The sequence below is a fragment of the Pseudomonas chlororaphis genome, assembly GCA_001023535.1.
In the GTDB taxonomy this organism is placed as follows: Bacteria; Pseudomonadota; Gammaproteobacteria; order Pseudomonadales; family Pseudomonadaceae; genus Aquipseudomonas; species Aquipseudomonas chlororaphis_E.
This window is the reverse complement of sequence record CP011020.1, coordinates 5,500,643-5,517,695: the sequence shown is the minus strand read 5'-3', so window position 1 is coordinate 5,517,695 and position 17,053 is coordinate 5,500,643. Positions and strand designations below refer to the sequence as shown.

Annotated in this window: 16 protein-coding genes; 7 read left to right on the top strand and 9 right to left on the bottom strand. The window is 61.4% G+C overall.

Annotated features, from left to right (window positions below):
* The first annotated feature begins 58 nt into the window (after positions 1-58).
* From VM99_24080 to VM99_24060, 5 genes are all read left to right on the top strand, one after another.
* Positions 59-898 carry an ABC transporter gene (locus VM99_24080; protein ID AKK00992.1) on the top strand — a complete coding sequence of 280 codons (840 nt, stop codon included), beginning with the start codon at positions 59-61 and terminating at the stop codon, positions 896-898.
* Positions 895-1,896: an aliphatic sulfonate ABC transporter substrate-binding protein gene (locus tag VM99_24075; GenBank protein AKK00991.1), complete on the top strand. Its 1,002-nt coding sequence runs from the start codon at positions 895-897 to the stop codon at positions 1,894-1,896. Before VM99_24080 ends, VM99_24075 begins: the two co-directional genes overlap by 4 nt.
* 7 nt (positions 1,897-1,903) lie before the next feature.
* Positions 1,904-2,653: an ABC transporter permease gene (locus tag VM99_24070; protein ID AKK00990.1), complete on the top strand. Its 750-nt coding sequence runs from the start codon at positions 1,904-1,906 to the stop codon at positions 2,651-2,653.
* Between the two features lie 60 nt (positions 2,654-2,713).
* Entirely contained in the window at positions 2,714-5,089 is a 2,376-nt protein-coding gene (locus tag VM99_24065; protein ID AKK00989.1) for a hypothetical protein, read from the top strand.
* 304 nt (positions 5,090-5,393) lie between these two features.
* On the top strand, positions 5,394-5,894 hold the full coding sequence (locus tag VM99_24060; protein AKK01854.1) for a hypothetical protein: 501 nt from the start codon (positions 5,394-5,396) through the stop codon (positions 5,892-5,894).
* A gap of 60 nt (positions 5,895-5,954) precedes the next feature.
* On the opposite strand, the gene VM99_24055 is transcribed toward VM99_24060, so the two are convergent.
* The 5 genes from VM99_24055 to VM99_24035 form a co-directional block, all read right to left on the bottom strand.
* Positions 5,955-6,602: a 2-hydroxyacid dehydrogenase gene (locus tag VM99_24055; protein ID AKK00988.1), complete on the bottom strand. Its 648-nt coding sequence runs from the start codon at positions 6,600-6,602 to the stop codon at positions 5,955-5,957.
* A 278-nt stretch (positions 6,603-6,880) separates the two neighbouring features.
* Positions 6,881-7,594, bottom strand: coding sequence for a sulfonate ABC transporter ATP-binding protein (locus VM99_24050; protein ID AKK00987.1), 714 nt, complete (start codon positions 7,592-7,594; stop codon positions 6,881-6,883).
* Positions 7,595-7,597: 3 nt separating this feature from the next.
* Positions 7,598-8,440, bottom strand: a complete 843-nt coding sequence (locus tag VM99_24045; protein AKK00986.1) for an ABC transporter permease — start codon at positions 8,438-8,440, stop codon at positions 7,598-7,600.
* A gap of 68 nt (positions 8,441-8,508) precedes the next feature.
* Complete coding sequence (locus tag VM99_24040; protein AKK00985.1) at positions 8,509-9,501, bottom strand: sulfonate ABC transporter substrate-binding protein; 993 nt, start codon at positions 9,499-9,501, stop codon at positions 8,509-8,511.
* Positions 9,502-9,768: 267 nt separating this feature from the next.
* A complete protein-coding gene (locus VM99_24035) occupies positions 9,769-10,734 on the bottom strand; it encodes an AraC family transcriptional regulator (protein ID AKK00984.1) in 966 nt (321 codons plus the stop codon).
* Between the two features lie 175 nt (positions 10,735-10,909).
* Here VM99_24035 and VM99_24030 point away from each other — a divergent pair, with 175 nt between their 5' ends.
* Positions 10,910-12,094, top strand: coding sequence for an L-fucose dehydrogenase (locus VM99_24030; protein AKK00983.1), 1,185 nt, complete (start codon positions 10,910-10,912; stop codon positions 12,092-12,094).
* A 4-nt stretch (positions 12,095-12,098) separates the two neighbouring features.
* On the opposite strand, the gene VM99_24025 is transcribed toward VM99_24030, so the two are convergent.
* From VM99_24025 to VM99_24010, 4 genes are all read right to left on the bottom strand, one after another.
* Entirely contained in the window at positions 12,099-12,860 is a 762-nt protein-coding gene (locus VM99_24025; protein AKK00982.1) for a sugar dehydrogenase, read from the bottom strand.
* Positions 12,861-12,894: 34 nt separating this feature from the next.
* Positions 12,895-13,722 (bottom strand): multidrug DMT transporter permease, encoded by an 828-nt coding sequence (locus VM99_24020; protein ID AKK01853.1) that lies wholly within the window; start codon positions 13,720-13,722, stop codon positions 12,895-12,897.
* A gap of 76 nt (positions 13,723-13,798) precedes the next feature.
* Positions 13,799-14,704 (bottom strand): LysR family transcriptional regulator, encoded by a 906-nt coding sequence (locus VM99_24015; protein ID AKK01852.1) that lies wholly within the window; start codon positions 14,702-14,704, stop codon positions 13,799-13,801.
* 89 nt (positions 14,705-14,793) lie between these two features.
* A complete protein-coding gene (locus tag VM99_24010; GenBank protein ID AKK00981.1) occupies positions 14,794-16,326 on the bottom strand; it encodes a type I secretion target in 1,533 nt (510 codons plus the stop codon).
* A 267-nt stretch (positions 16,327-16,593) separates the two neighbouring features.
* Here VM99_24010 and VM99_24005 point away from each other — a divergent pair, with 267 nt between their 5' ends.
* Entirely contained in the window at positions 16,594-17,034 is a 441-nt protein-coding gene (locus VM99_24005) for a CrtK (GenBank protein AKK00980.1), read from the top strand.
* Positions 17,035-17,053 lie beyond the last annotated feature (19 nt).

Below are 17,053 nucleotides of genomic sequence, written 5' to 3'. Positions count from 1 at the left end.
TGTATTAATACGTATTATGTCGGGCATTGCCATTGTAAACGACCCGACGATACTTGCCATGCTCAGAACCTTACCGCGCCGACAGCTGCAAGCCGATGCCCTGACCGTCGCTGATATCAGCTTCAGTTACCCCAATGGGCATCGGGTGTTTTCCTCGTTCAGCCTGAATGCCAGGCCCGGTGAATTCGTCGCGATCCTCGGGCCCTCCGGCTGTGGGAAAACCACGTTGCTGAACCTGCTATCGGGGTTCGTGCAACCCCAAGGCGGGCATATCACCATCAACCAGACCGCGGTGCGGCCAGAGCGTTCGGAGTTGGGGTATGTGTTCCAGGCGCCGCAATTGTTTCCCTGGTTGAGTGCCCTGGAAAATGCCCGTTTTGGCTTGCGGATGAGTGCCCGGACCAGCGAAGCGCAGCAGCGCCAAAAGGCGCTGCAATACCTGCGCCTGGTCGGTCTGGAAAAAGCGGCGCATCAGCTGCCGCATCAGCTGTCCGGCGGTATGCAACAGCGCGTCTCCCTGGCCAGGACCCTGGCGCTCGAACCCAGCGTGCTGCTGATGGACGAACCCTTCGCCGCGCTGGACGCCATCAGTCGTAACAGCATGAACGAAGAGACATTGCGTATCTGGGCCGAGCTCGGCCAGACGGTGTTGTTCATTACCCACGATATCGACGAAGCGGTGTTCCTGGCAGACCGGGTCATCGTGTTGAACATCGCCCCTGGCGGTATTCACAGCGAACTGGAGATTCGCCTGCCGCGTCCCCGTTCCAACCTGCAAACCCGCCGCTTGCCGGCCTTCCTCGATTACCGCAATGAGCTGATGGAACGCATTTCCCAGGTCATGGACGCGCCCCCGGGTACGGCTTTTCCCACCCCCCGACTTGAGATGACAGCATGACCAAACGTTCGCTGCTTGCCTTTTCCTTGTCTGTTGCCACGCTGGCAGGCAGTGCTTTTGCCGTGGCTGGCGAGGATAAACCCTTGCGTATCGGCTACGTCTTTGCCATGGCCAACGCGCCGGCGTTGATCGCCGACAAGCAGGGGTTCTACCGCGAGGAAGGCCTGGACGTCGACCTCAAGGCGTTGGGCGATGGCCCAGTGATCCAGCAGGCCTTGGCTGCCGGGGAGCTGGATGTGGCCTACGTCGGCACGCCGCCCGTGTACCAGTGGTTTTCCCGAGGGTTGCAAAGCCGGATCCTGGCAAAAGTCAATTACGGGCAGGCCGCCGTGATTGTCGATAGCAAAAGCCCGATCACCGACCTGCAAGCGCTCAAGGGCAAGAAGCTGGCCGGGGTCAAGAAGGGCAGTGGCATGGATGTGCTGCTGCGTGGTTACGTGCTCAAGGAAAAAGCCGGCCTCAATCCTGACAAGGACCTGGACATCATCGACATGCCGCCCGGCAATATGAACGCTGCCCTGGAACGCGGCATCGTCGACGCGGCGTTTTCCTGGGAGCCTTTTGTCAGCCAGTCAGTGCTGCGCGGCTCGAGCCGGATCCTGCTGGATGTCAACCAGGCGCTGCCACAGTATCCCTGGTACGTGGTGATCGCCTTGCCGAAAACCTTGCAGGAGCGACCCGATGACGTGGTCAAGCTGCTGCGCGCCCATCGCAAGGCCATCGCCTTTCTCAACGAGCATCCGGCCGAATCGAACCGGCTCATCGCCGAGGCATTCAAGCTAGAAGCGGTGCAAGGCCTGGATGGCAAGACCATTGCCCCAGAGGCCATTGTTGCCCAGGCACGTACGCGGCTGGGCTGGTCGGCGGATTTGCAGGCCTCGGATATCCAGTTCATCCAGCGCCTGATGGATTACTCCCACGACCTGGGTTTTATCGATGCCACGCTCAAGACCGAACAGATCGTGGACACCACTTACCTGGAAAAAGCCGCGCACTGAGTCCGTCATGTCCCTGCCAAAACCGAATTGGGGATGGGCTTCGCTGCCGGTCCTGTTGTTGATCTGGGTGGCCCTGGCCAGCCGCTTTCCCACCTACATCCTGCCGCAGCCCTGGGATGTGGCCCGCGAAGCCGTTCGCTGGCTAGGCGATGGTTCGCTGTGGCAACACCTGCGGGCCAGCGTCCTGGAAGAGCTGGGTGGTTTCTGCGCGGCGGTCGTCGTCGCAGTCGTGCTGGGTACGGCGGGTGGACTGTCGTCGCGTTTTCGCGATTTCAGTTCGCCGCTCAACAGCCTGTTCATGGCCATCCCGCCGATCGCCTGGGCGCCGCTGATCATGATTATTTTCGGCCTGGGTTATGTCTCCATCGTCCTGGTGATCTTCATCGCGGCGATGTTTCCCATGGCGGTGACCATCCAGGAAGGCGTGCAAAGCATCCGTGGCGGAGAAGTCCGCGCGGCGCGCACCCTGGGCGCCAACGCCTGGCAACTGCTGGCCCACGTCTACCTGCCGGCTTCGTTGCCCTTCGTGACCGCCGCGTTGCGCATCGGCTTCAGCCAGGGCTGGCGGGCGTTGGTCGCGGCGGAAATGATCGGCGCCTCCCAGGGTATCGGTTGGATGGTGTCCACCGGTGGGCAGATTGGCAACAGCAGCCAGGTGCTGCTGGGCATCGTCGTGATCGGCCTGATCGCCTGGCTGATGGAGAGTTTTGTGTTCCGGCGCATCGAGCGTCATTACCAGAAATGGCGAGTGCAATAAGCATCGCCATTGTCCTGACCCCCCTTCAAATCTTCAGTGGACCATTGCACGAGGTGTCATGTGAGTAACGTTTTCGATCCCCGCGACGCCGGGCATTACATCGCCCCCCAGGGCCTGTACGAGCGCAACAAGCAACGGCCGTTCCTGGGCAGTATTCACTGCGACCGTGACACGCTGGTCGCCGGTCAATGGGATGAAATCACTCTGATCTACGAGGTCGGTGGCAGTGGTCTGGCCGACGGCGCCTGGCTCAAGCTGGCCTTCAAGTTCTACTCCGATTGGGCCCTGTTCCAGACCTCGAACCCGGCCGGCCCCAACTATGTCAGCGCGGAGTACCAGGCCGGCGAGCTCGTTCCGGGCCAGAGCCAGGCCACCGTGCAGCACCTCAAGGTGCGCTTCGACCAGAAGGGCCATGAGCGGCCGTTCCAGAAGGCGATCATCATCGATATCGTCGACGGCTATCTGAATCCAGGCGACAAGGTCATCATTCGCCTGGGTGATCGCCGTCAGGGCGGGGCGGGCACGCGGGTGCAGAGTTTCGTGGAAAAAGACTTCCGCTTCCGGCTGTTCATCGACCCGTTGGGCAGCTCGAAATTTGCCGAGGTGCCGGGTGATCCGTTGCTCGACATCGTGCCGGGGCCTGCCCACGGCCTGCAGTTGATCGTGCCACGGCTGGTCAGCGCGGGAGAGGCGTTCGATGTGCTGCTCAGGGCCGATGATGCCTGGGGCAACACCTGCCGCCAGTTGCCGCTCAACGGCACCCTGACGTTGGTTGATCCTGAAGGCGTGGAGCGCCAGCGGCCGTTCACCCTGGCGACTGATGGCTGGGCCATTGCCCGGATTGCGGCCGTTGACCTCGGCACGTCGGGCGAGTGGCGCTTGCGGGCCGAGGTGAAGGCGCGGTCCGTGCGTGGGGCCCAGGCGTTTGTCACGGTCGATCCAGCGGGAACAGCATTGCGCCCTCTCTACGCAGACCTGCATGTGCATTCCGATGACACCGTGGGCACCAACGACACCTTGTACAACCTCAGCTACGGCCGCGACGTTGCCGGGCTCGATGTGCTGGGCTACACCGCCAACGATTTCAATATCACCGAGCAACGCTGGGACCAGGCGGTCAAGCTGATCCATGAACTCAACGAGCCGGGCCGGTTCGTCTGCTACCCCGGGACCGAATGGTGCGGTAACTCCTGTGCGGGCGGGGATCGCAATGTGGTGTTCCTGCATGACCGCAAGCCCGAGTTTCCCTTCGATAATCAAGGGCGCCTGGTGCGCTCCTTCGAATGGAACGAGTTCACCGCCGGCACCCTCAAGCCGGGCGCCTGGCCGGTGGATGAGTTGTACGCCGCGTATGCCAAGGATCCCGAAGGCCACCTGATGATGCCCCACGTGGGCGGACGCCGTTGCAATCTTGACTGGCACCATCCGCAGCTTGAGCGACTGATCGAAGTCGGTTCGGCCTGGGGACAGTTCCATTGGGTTTATGCCGAGGCGCTGGCCCGTGGTTATCGGGTGGGAGCCGCGGCCAATAGCGACGAACACCAGGGACGTTGCGGCGGTGGTGTCCCGGCCACGGCGGTGTTTGGCTCCCGTGGCGGGTTGACCGGCGTGTTGGCCGATGGCTTTGACCGGGCCAGTGTCGGCAAGGCGCTTCGCGCCCGACGCACCTTTGCCACGACCGGCGAGCGTTCGTTCGCCAGTCTGCGCCAGGGCGAACATTTCATGGGCGAGGTCTTCACCGCCGACTCGACCGCCAGGCTGGACTATCGACTGTTGGGAGAGGCCGGCTGGGAACAGGTCGACCTGTTCGACGGCGACCAGTTGATCTGGTCGCGCAACCTGCATCAGGAGCTGGGGTTTTCCGCGCAACGCATCCGTCTTCGCCTGGGCGGTGCGCGGATCAAGGACCGTTATCGCGGGGCCTACTGGAGCGGCGAGATTCGCATCACCGGCGCCGTCATCAAGGGCTTTCAAGCGTTGGGCCTGGATCACCCCGAGCAAACAGTCTGGCGCCAGGATGCAACGGTCCTGGCCTTCCGGACCGACACCAATGGCGATACCGACAGCATCGAGATCGAGCTCTCGCAACTGGCCGGCGCCACGTTGCAGATCCATAGCCGCATCGACAACTACATCAAGGTCGGCGATCCATCGCAACCGCAGCCATACGTGCATGCGCCCACGGTGCGGATGGAAGTGCCCGGCGAGCAATTGCTGGCGCTATCGGAGGTGGTTGAAGAGCTGCCGGGTGCGGAACTGAAGGTGTCCCTGGAGAGGGTCACGGCTGCGCCGCTGCCTCGCGAGTTGCAAGGGGCGATCGACCTTGCCGGGTTGAATCTGGAGCGAGGTCGTGAACACCCTCTGTTCATTTGCGCCCGGCAACGGGATCAGTCACGGGTCTGGACATCGGCGTTGTTTTTGACCTTGCCTGCCTGAGGTTGCTCCCGAAGCAGATCGCTCTTGCGTCATTCGAGACCTTGTCTAGAACGATTATTTCTTACGGTTATTTCCATAGGCATTGATTGCATATCCATAACCTCTCAATCGATTCGATCACTGACAAGGTTTCTGCAATGAAAGCGAAATGTGTGCAATGACGGATGAGCTGGCGTTCCTGGCTTCGCCAGGGCTGCTCGAGCATGCATTCGCGCTGTTGGATCGCCATCTTGTTGGGCTCGATTCAAGGCTTAGAATCCGCGCCATCAGTCTTGTCCACTCTCGATCCTTGAAGGAACACACCATGATGAACGCCATGCAGATGCAAATGCCGATGAACGCCAACATGCCGATGATGGGAATGCCGATGATGATGGCTACCATGACCTGCGAGATGATGGATGACGGCATGATGTGCAAAATGATGCCGGCAGCCGGCATGGACATGGCGATGTTCAAGAACAGCGCCGAAATGATGCAGATGATGATGAACTGCGGCATGCCGATGATGATGCACTGCGGCAACATGAGCATGATGTGCATGTCCCAGGCGAGCATGGCCATGCCGATGGCGAACATGATGATGCCTATGCCGATGATGGGCATGCCGATGCCATCGATGAAATGCGTGATGGAATGCACGGTCATGGCTGACTGCATGATGTGCAAAGTCATGCCGATGGCCGGCATGAACATGGACCTGATGAAAAACTGCTGCAACCTGATGATGAAGATGATGAACGACTGCGGCATGCCGATGATGATGAGCTGCAATGGCATGCCGATGATGTGCTGCACCTGCTGAGTCTTACCAGGACCCCTGTGGCGAGGGAGCAAGCTCTCTCGCCGCAGGTTCACCTGCTTTTCAGTCCAGGCGTTCCGGATAGGTCACTACCAGGTACGCCACCGCTTCGCTGTCGGCCGGGTTGCGGTAACGGTGCGCCTGGTCGGCATAAAACAGAATCGAGTCGCCCGTGGAGAGCAGGTAGCGTTCGTCGTTGACGCTGATTTCCAGCACGCCTTGGGATACCACCAGGTTTTCCTGGACGCCGGGGCCGTGTCCATCGGATTGTTCCTCGCCCAACGGGCTCAGGCGCAGCTCGTAGAATTCCGACTGACGTGCGACGTCGAAAGGGAACAGCGTGCGGCTGACAAAGGCGCCATTGGCGCTGACCAAACGTTTGCTCTGGCTGGCCGCCAGCACCGTCACGCCCTCGAAAGCCCGGTGCTCAAGAAATGCAGCCACGGAAACTTTCAAACCCTTGGCGATTTTGCACAGCACTTTGATCGAGGGCACGCTGCGCCCGGATTCGATCTGCGCGAGCATGGCCCGGCTGACACCGCACTGGCGGGCGAGGGCGTCGAGGGAGAGGTGTCGCTTGCCCCGCAGGCGTTGCAGGTTCTGCGCAACCCGTTCGCAGATAGGGTCCTCGTCCAGCGCTTGCAGGTTATTCAGTTCCACTTCAGGGTCGTCGGAACTCGCCAGAAAACGCGAAGGTTCCAGGGCGCTCACGCCTGGTACGTCCGGGTGGGCTGAGAGGCTTGAAGCCACTGGAACGTCGGGTAACCGGCATTACGCGCGTACATTTCCCACATGGCGTGGGCCCGTTGTTGGGCCTGCTTGCGTTTGCGGAATTGGACGAAGTCGATAACGTTGTCAGTCGGTTTCATAAGGCACTTCACTGTCGTGGACGGTGGCGGAATGAGTTGAGATTACGTGGTTATTTTTATAACCATAAATATTGATTTTTTATTTATTAATTCCTTTTGGTTGTTTTCTGGGGCGGCTGATCAGATGACATGGGCGTTGCGCAATTCGCCGAGGGCCAATGCCTTGAGCCGCGCCAACAACGGGTCGCGCCGGTCCCGCGGGTGCTCCAGTTGCACCGTCAGCTCTTGGCGAATGCTGCTGGGGCGAGTGTCCATCATCAGTACCCGGTCGCTCAGGTACAGCGCCTCGTCCACATCGTGCGTCACCAGCAACAAAGCGATGGCGTGTCGCTCGGCCAGTTGTAGTAGCAGGTCCTGCAATTTCATCCGGGTGAAGGCGTCCACGGCGCTGAAGGGTTCGTCCAGCAACAGCACCCGTGGTCGCGAATACAGGCCGCGGGCAATCGCCACACGTTGTGCCATGCCGCCGGACAATGCCTTGGGCAAGGCGTCGGCGAAGCCTGTGAGGCCGACCTCGTCGATCAACTGCGCAACCCAGGCTTCGTCGTAATCGTTGTCATCGCTGAAGCCGATGTTCTGCTGCACCGTCAGCCAGGGCATCAATCGCGCCTCCTGGAACACGAAGGCCAGTTGTTCGGTGTCGCTGAGCAGATGTCCTTCGAAGTCTTTTTCCAGGCCGGCGACGATGCGCAGCAAGGTGCTTTTGCCGCAGCCACTGGGACCCAGCAGGCTCACGGTTTCCCGAGGTTGCAGTTGAAGGTGGATGTTACTGAGCACCGTGGTGGTGGCGAAGGTCTTGCGCTCGACATGGATATCCAGCAGGGCTTGGGTCATGGCTCATTCCTCGGTGCCGGTAAAGGTGTCGCGCCAGGCCAGGAAACGTTTTTCCAGGCCGGCAAGCATGCCGTCGCTGAGCTTGCCCAGCACGGCGAGCACGATGATCGCTGCCAGTACGATATCCGGGCGCGAGGTTTCGCGGCCGTCGCTCAACAGATAGCCCAAGCCCTTGGTGGCGGCGATCAGTTCGGCGGCGACCAGGAACATCCAGGCCAGGCTCATGCCGCTGCGCAATCCGGTGAACAGGCCGGGCAGGGCGGCGGGCAGGAGAATCCGGCGCACCAGGCGGCGGCGATTGAAACCGTACATATGGCCGACCTCCACCAGCTTGCGGTCGATGTTGCGAATCGCTGCCACGCCATTGAGGTAGACGGGAAAGAACGCGCCGATGGCGATCAGCACCACCTTCGAGGTTTCGTCGATGCCCAGCCACAGCAGGAGCAACGGCACCCAGGCCAGGCTGGGGATCGAACGCAGGCCGGCGAAGGTGGGTTCCAGATAGGCTTCGGCTTCCCGGCTCAAGCCAACCCAGGCGGCGAAGATCAATGCCAGGCTGGCGCCAATGGCGAAGCCCAGCAATACCCGCAGCAGGCTGGCGCCGATGTGTTTCCACAGCGCACCTTCGGCTAGATCGCCCAGCGTAAGGGCGATCTCGCTGGGGGCGGGCATCTGGTAGGAGGGCAGCCAACCGATGCGCACGATGATTTCCAAAATCAAGATGATCAGCACCGGCAGCGCCAACCCTTTGAGCCGCAGGCGCCAGTCGGGGTTGAACGGGGGCGCTTTGCTCGCCAGTGACAGGGCCAGGCGTGGGCTGGAAAGGTCTTTGCTATGACTGCTCATGGTGGTTCTCCGGCAATGGCGAATCCGCGCCAGGCGCGGATCGGTTATTGCCTGGGTTATTGCCTGGGTTATTGACGGGCCACGGCCTGCTGGCGACCGGTGTCGAGCAGTTGGTCGATCACCTGGTCCACATTCACCCCGCGACGGACCAGTTCCTCGGACACCAGAATCGGCGCGGCAGCCTTGGAGGCCAGCACATCCTCGGCGCTCAGTTGTGGGTTACCCAGGTCAGTGCGCGACAACTGCAATCTGGCCACTTCCAGCGGCAGCCCGGATTCGTCGGCCAGCAACTTGGCCAGCTCCTGCGGATGACCGACCGCCCACTCACGCGCTTGTTCGTAGGCGGCCAGCACGGTCTTGATGGTCTGCGGGTGCTCCTGGGCATATTTCTCCGTGACGCTGACCACGCCGTAGCTGTTGAAAGCGGGGTTGCGATACAGCAGGCGCGAGCCGGCCTGGACTTCGCTGGCGGCCATGTGCGGGTCGAGGCCTGCCCAGGCGTCGACGTCACCTTTTTCCAGGGCGGTGCGACCGTCCGGATGTTGCAGGTGCACCAGCTCCACGTCGTCTTTGTCCAGTCCAGCCTGTTGCAGGCTGCGCAGGGTAAACAGATAGGGATCGGTGCCTTTGGTGGCGGCGATCTTCTTGCCCTTCAGGTCGGCGACCGTCTGGTACGGCGAATCCTTGCGCACCACCAGGGCCGTCCATTCGGCGCGGCTGTAGACATACACCGACTTGATCGGGCTGCCGTTGGCGCGGCTCAACACCGCCGCCAGGCTGGCGGAGGAGGCGAAATCGACGCCGCCGCTGTTGAGGTATTCCAGGGAACGGTTGCTGCCCTGGCTCAAGACCCAACTCACCTTGGTCTGGGGCAGGGCCTTTTCCAGATAACCCAAGTGCTTGAGCACCAGACTGACCGGCGAGTAATAGGCGTAATCCAGATGCACCTCGGCAGGCGGGCTTTCTGCGGCCCGGGTCATGGACGGCAAGCCCAGTGCCAGGATGCAGGCACTGATCAGGAATCTGGCACGGGCCAGGGAGACGCGGGAGGCGGGGTTCATGGAACAGCTCCAGGCAAGGCGGCGAGAGGGCGATTTTTTTATTTCCAGAAGATCGGAAGGCAGGAGCAAATCCCGCTTGCCTGGAAGATTGCAGGCTCTGTGCCATAGCTGGGAAAGGACTATTTTCCGGACCTTCAACGGGGTGAGCCCCCTCCGGAAGATGTTGCAGGCCCAACAGTCTGTTACTGCACTGTTGCGCCATGAGCAGTGGAGACAGGTAACGGTGAGCTATGCGCCAATGGAATTTCGAATCAATCGGGGAGGGCGCTACGTTCTATTTTCCCGTGTGTGCTTGATGTCTTTCGACGGTGGGGAGCCGAAGCGTCGAGCGTACTCGCGGCTGAATTGGGCGACGCTTTCATAGCCGACTCTCAGCGCGGCGGTGTTCACGTCCACCCGCTCGGTCAACATCAGGCTGCGGGCGGCCTGCAGCCGTAACGATTTCTGGTACTGGACGGGGCTGGTGCCTGTCAGTTTGCGAAAGTTGTGGTGCAGGGTGGAGCAGGCCATGCCTGACCGTTGAGCGAGATCGGCCACATGCAGCGGCTTGTCGTAGTGGTGTTTCAGCCACTCAATGGCTCTCACAGTGCCTTTGTCCCGGTAACCATCGCGAGCGACGCTGCGCAACCACGGGCCCGCACCGCTGAGCAACAGACGTACGCATATTTCTCGCTTGATAAGATCCGACATCACGCCCGCTTCAAGCGGCCGTTCGATCAGCGTGGTCAAGCGAATGAAGGCGTCGAGCATCTCGCCTGACGCCGCTCCGGATGCGAAGCCGCGTGCGACCGATGCCACTTCCTGCCTGGGGGATTCCAGGGCCTGGATCACCTCGTTGAGCATGGAAAGATCGAGCTTCAACACAACGGATAAATAAGGCGTTCGTTCGTCAGCCGCTGTAACGCGAGCCAGTGTGGGAATGTCGACTGACGTGACGAAGAACGCCCCCTGTCCGAACTCACAGGCTTGCTCACCGAACGTGATCTCCTTTGCCCCCTGCAAAATGATGGCCATGCACGGTTCATAAATGCAGTACGTGGGCGTACCCAACTCGGCCATTCGATAAAAAGTCAGGCCTGGGATCGATGTCGGGCAGACCTCGTTCAAGCCAATCTGGCTCGTGACTTTTTCGATGAGCCTTCCAAGTGCCTGGAGGCGTTCGTTGGGCTGGGCGGGTTCGCCTGCGCCCGGGGGGCGGCTCAGACCGAACTGCGAGAAAGAACCGCTAGTCATCACGTATGTCCTGTTCACGGAGTGTCCGAGTGTGCTGAGCGTGTGTGCCTGGCACAAGGGTATCGGCAGGATTGTGCAGAAAATATGGCGTATTTGGCTCACCCGGTTCCGCTTCGTTGCTCTAGTTTCTGGCCTGTGTACAGCCCGTGAAACCCAGTCGCGAAAGGAATGTTGGATGGACAGACGAGATTTTCTTACCTACTCGGCGGCGGGTGCTGTTGCAGCCGCTCTACTGCCAGCCTCGAGCCTGGCCAGTTCAATGACTACCGCCTCCACGGCCGCCGCGCTGACAGAGCGCGGAAGCGTCATGCGTACAGAAGGGCGACTCGTGCGCACAGACCTGCCGGTCAATGCGTCCTCGCATACGATGAGGTACATGACGCCCCAGCGCTTTGGTATGGGCGGAACGCAGATCGGTAATATTTTTGCGCCCATCAGCGATGAGCAGGCGAGGTCGGTTCTGCAGGCTGCGTGGGGCGAGGGCGTACGTCTTTACGATACCTCGCCATTCTATGGGTTTGGCTTGAGCGAATATCGCCTGGGGCGCTTCCTGCATGACAAGGATCCAGACGACTACGTGGTATCCACCAAGGTCGGCCGCGTATTGACGGCCGCGGGTGGCCGGCGTGCGGACCATGCCATCTGGAAATCGCCGGCGCCCTTCAACTACCGCTATGACTACACCGCGGCAGGCGCACGTCGCTCCGTAGAAGACAGCCTGCAGCGTCTGGGCCTGCCACGCATCGATATCGTCTTTATCCATGATCTCTCACCCGATAACACCGAACTGGATGGCGGCTGGGAAGCGGCGTATCGAATTGCGCGCACGGGGGCGATGGTCGAGCTTGAAAAGATGCGTGACGAGGGGCTCATCAAAGCCTGGGGCTTCGGAGTCAATGCCCCGGACGCCGTGGTCCGGGCACTGGCCGGCGATGACCCGGTTCCGGACATCGTTCTGCTTGCCTGCCAGTATTCCCTTCTTGACCACGGCGATGCCTTGCGCAGTACCTTACCGGCGTTGAAAAGCAAGGGCACCAGCGTCGTGGTTGGGACCCCCCTGAACGATGGATTCCTGGGAGGACGCAATCGATACAACTTCAGCCAGGATCTACCCGCCGGAGCGGTGGAAAAGCGCGCGCGAATCATGGCCATAGCCCGTCGACATGGCATTGATATCCATACTGCCGCCTTGCAGTTTGCGGCGGCACATCCGCAAGTGTCCGCGATCATTCCGGGGGCGCGTTCGTCGGGGCAGGTCGTTTCCAATATCCAGGCGATGAAGGTCGGTATTCCTGCGGCGTTCTGGGATGATTTGAAACGTCACGGACTGATCGATGCCCAAGCGCCGGTACCTTCCTGAGCCCTCATTTACCGCCGGTCACGTCGAGGAACGTGCCGGTGACGAAGGAGGCTTGCGCGCTGGCCAGCCACAGGATGGCCCGTGCCACTTCCTCGGGTTGGCCGCCGCGCCCCATGGGGATCGAGTCCTTGACGCGCTCGACCCGTCCCGGCTCGCCGCCGCTGGCATGCATGTCGGTGTAGATGTGGCCGGGGCGGATGCAGTTGACGCGGATGCCTTCACGGGCCACTTCCTTGGCCAGGCCGATGGTGAAGGTTTCCAGGGCGCCCTTCGACGCCGCGTAGTCGACATATTCGTTGGGGCTGCCGAGCCGGGCCGAGGCGGAGGAGACATTGATCACCACGCCGCCCGGTCCGTTGTGTCGATGGGACATGTGCTTCACCGCCTGCTGGGCGCAAAGCATCGGGCCGATGGCGTTGACCGCGAAGATACGCTGCATGCGCTCGAAGCCGAGGTCTTCCAGGCGGGACTGGGTTTGCAGCACCCCGGCGTTATTCACCAGTACGTCGATGCGCCCGAAGGTGCGGTCGATGGCCGTGAACAAGTCGGCGACCTGCACCGGGTCTGCGCTGTCGGCCCGTATCGCCAATGCCCGACGTCCCTGCGCCTCGACATCTGCCACGACAGCTTGTGCCGCGGGCTCGTTGGCCACGTAGCTGATCGCCACGTCATAGCCTTGCGAGGCCGCCAGGCGCGCGGTGGCGGCACCTACTCCGCGACTGCCACCGGTGATCAGGATCAGCGGTGCCTGCGAGACGTTTTCCATAGGGTTACCTCCTGCGACGGTGAGAAAAGTCGTGTCAGCCGATGATGAGGATGCCGCTGGCGATCACTGCGCAGGCCAGGATTCGGCGAACGGTGAGTGCCTCGCCGAGGAACAGGCCGCCAATCAACGCCGCGAACAGCACGCTGGTTTCGCGCAATGCAGACACCGCGCCCATGGGCGCTTCGTTCATGGCGTAGATGACGATGGCGTAGGCCAACAGGGAGACCAGCCCGCCGGCCAGGGCGGTCAACACGCCGGGCCGCACCGCGAACAGGCTACGGGCGTCGCGCAGGCCGATGTACACCATAGGCATCATCACGCCCCACAAGGTGCACATCCACACGGTGTAGGCCAGTGGCGCGCCGGAGAGCCTGGCGCCGATGCCGTCGGTGACGCTGTAGGCGGCGATGAAGCAGCCGGTTCCCAGCGCATAGGACAGACTCGGAGTGGACAGCTTGCGTCCGCTCAAGGCCAGCGAAATGATGCCGCCCGACACCAGCGCGATGCCGAGTAACGTGCCAGGCGAGATGCTTTCCCCGGCAAAGGCCGCGGCGCCCAAGGTGATCAGGACCGGTGATGAACCACGGGAAATCGGGTAGACCTGCCCCAGGTCGCCGAGCCGGTAGCTGCGTACCAGAAACAGGTTGTAGCCAACGTGCAGCAGCGCTGAAAGCAACGCATAGCCCCAGCTGGCGGGCGCCGGCGTCACCATGAACGCGGCGGTCACGGCGCTGGCGATGGCCACGGCAATGCACATGATCGTCATGGACCAGAGTCGATCGGCGCCGCCACGCAGCAGGGCATTCCAACTGGCATGCAAGAGTGCGGCGAAGAGAACCAGGAGTGTGATGTGGATAGGCATGCGGGCCAGTGTATGCAACGCCGTGCCCGGATTACAGAGAAGTCTCCTCATTGTTTCATGAGTAAAACCTCATGCATCACCCATAGGCTTGCTGGGCTTTCAGCGCCTCGCTCAATAGCCACTGGCGAAAGTTGACGATGTGTGGCTGTGACTCGATGCCTTTCGGACAGACAAAGTAATAGGCAAGCGGGGAGGGAAACGGCACATCGAACAACCGCACCAGACGGCCATCGCTGATTTCGCTTTCCACGTGCCCGCTGCGCACCAGGGCGATGCCCTGGCCGAGCAGGGCTGCCTCGACCGTCATGTTGGTGTCGCCGAACCTGACGCTTTCCTTGAGCGGGAGGAACTCCAACCCGACCTTCTGGAACCAGACTTCCCATTTTGGCACCAGCTCGGCGCCATCGCGGGTCAGCAGCGGGTAGTGCAACAGTTCGGCAGGGCTCTGCGGTGTCCCGAAGCGCAACAGCAACTCGGGACTGGCCACCGGAAACACCTGCTCGCCGAACAGGAACTCCGAATGCAGGCCGGGGTAACTCCCCTTGCCGAGCCGGATCGCGACGTCGGCCTGGGCGTTGGAGAAATGAATGATCTTGTCCGTGGTGTCCAGCGAGACGAGCAGTTCGGGATGCAGGCGCGAGAGACTGGGCAGGCGTGGCAGTAGCCATTTCAGAGCGAAGGAATAGGTGGTACTGACTTCGAGCCGGACCCGGTCTTTCTGCTCGCGCAGATCGCCGAGGGTTGCCTCCAGGCTCATGAAGAACTCCCGCACGATGGGCGCCAGCGTAGCCCCCGCGGCCGTGAGGCTCAGGGACTTGCCACGCTCGAACAGCTGCAATCCCCACAGCGACTCGAGGTGTTTGAGTTGGTGGCTGACCGCGCTTTGCGTGACATGCAGCTCCTGCGCGGCAGCGGTGAAGGTCGTGTGCCGGGTGGCGACTTCGAAGGCACGCAAAGTGGCGGTCGGTGGCAGATCTCTCATGTAGAGGGGGTCCCGGCAGGTCATCAGAAAGGCTCGTCATGAGCACAAGCTCATGATAGAGCATCCCAAGGCGCTGACGGGTCACCTGATCAGATCACGTCGGTATGCAGGTCCGGTCCGGCTGTGCCGATCAACGTCAGTTCCACCTGCTCAGGCAGGGAGCCGCCTGCGTTGTTCGCCGCACTGAACAGCAGGTTGCTTTCGTTGAGTTGGGCGGTGACGTTGCCATCGATCACCAGTTCGAAACGCTGGCCATCGGCATTGGCCTCGAAGCTTTTCAGGTAGGTGCGGGTGTCGTCGGCGTTGTTCTGGATCGCCAGCGTGCCGGCGTATCCGTTGCCGATGCCGGTGAAACCCAGGGCGCTGAGGTCGATGCGATCCTCGTTGGGGTTGAAGTCGAGCAGGCGATCACTGCCGGTGCTGTCCGCGGTGCGAAAGCTGTCGGCCACACTGGCATAGCGAAAGACATCGTGGCCTGCGCCGCCGGAGAGCAGGTCGCGACCAAGATTGCCTTGCAGCAGGTCGTCTCCGGCCAGTCCACGCAGGATCTCGTCCGTATTGACGCCCAGCAATTTATCATTGCTGGAGGAACCCACCAGTCGCGCGTTGCCATCCGGGCTGGCGAAGGTCGTGTCCAGGCTGCCATCGGCGTTCAGCCGGACCACCGCGTAATCGGAGCCGCCATTGGTGTAGGTATCCCCGCTGAGCAAAATCTTGCCGTCGTCGAGCAAGGCGATTTCACTGCCATAGGCCGCTTCGCCGGGCAGATTGATACTGACCAGGCCTTGCTGGCCGAAACTTAGGTCGGGACTGCCATCGGCGTTGAGCCGCAGTACGGCAAAATCCTCGTATGTGGTGGGGCCGGCAATCAATAGCTTGCCGTCATCCTGCACGACCATGTCGCCACGCAACGTGGTGAAGATGGGCAGCGGGACGCTACCGTCACCGCCAAACTGGGTGTCCAGCTCCCCATCTGCCGTGTACTTGAGCACGCTGTTCTGGACGCCGGGTGAGCCGTGGACCAGCAGGCTGCCATCCGCCATTCTGAAAATGCTCTCCAGAAAGATGAACGGTGCGGGCGCTTGCAGCGTGAGGAGACCGTCTGTGCCGAACGATGTGTCCCGCGTGCCATCGGCATTCAACTGTGCCACGTTCAAAAGATTGCCTTGCACCGCGCTGACCAGGACGCTGCCGTCGGCATTGGCTTGCACGATGGACTTGGTGCCGAAGCCGCTGGACAGGCTGGCCTCGGCGTTGCTGTTGAACGCTGCATCGGCTTTGCCGTCGGGGCCCCAACGCTGGACGATGGCGGTGTCATCGTGGCCTGCGTGGGTCGTCACCACCGCGCCGTCAGCCTGGACTTGAAGGTTGTAGTCTTTTTCGAAGGGGATCTGTTTATGGATCACCTGTCGCCCGGCGTGACCGTAGCCGGTGTCCACGCTGCCGTCGGGATTGAGGCGGGTGAGCGAAAAGTCCCTACCGTCATCCAGCGCGTTGCCGTAGTCGCTGAAACCGGCGATCAGGATTGAACCGTCGGGCTGTATGACGACGTCCTGGGCGTTGTCTGTACGTCCGGCGATGTCGACGACAAGGAGGCCTGGGGCACTGTAGGTCGTGGTCATGTTGTCGGTCCTTTGAACTTCGCAAAGCGTTGACTCTAGTCCAGTCCTCCTGATGTGCCAGGGGCTCTGGACCGGTGGTCGCGAGTAGTGCTGCAGGTAACGGCAGGCCGGTTGACGTGCCGCTGCCCGGATTGCGACGCCTCATTGAATTTATGCGCCGATGATCGAGTCATTTATTGGGAAGGGTGCGATGCACCTTCGTACCCCACTCTTGAAGCCGCCCCCTGGCTGTTCGCCCAGGCAGTGGGCCTGCCCTAAGGATCGACAATGACTTTTTTCATCTTTCTCTTGGCTTGTGCCGCCGCCGCGAGCACGGGGATCATTTTCAAGCCGGGCCCTTGGTACGCGTCCCTCGTGAAACCTGGCTTCACGCCACCCAATTGGCTGTTCCCAGTGGCATGGACCGTGATCTACCTGTTGCTGGCCTGGGCGGGTTATCGCTTGGCGCTGATCCCGGGGAGCCAGACCGTGATCGCATTGTGGGCGGCGCAGATCGCGCTCAACACACTTTGGACGCCGGTGTTTTTTGGTGCGCACCAGATGTTCGCCGGCCTGGTGATCATCACACTGCTCTGGCTGGTCGTGGCCGTCATGGTGGTCCTGACCTTGCGCCTGGACGTGATCACCGGGTTGATCCTGTTTCCTTACCTGGCCTGGTTGTGCGTGGCCGCCGCGTTGAATTTTTCCATCTGGCGCAATAACCGTTAGGGCCGGATTGGCTGGATGG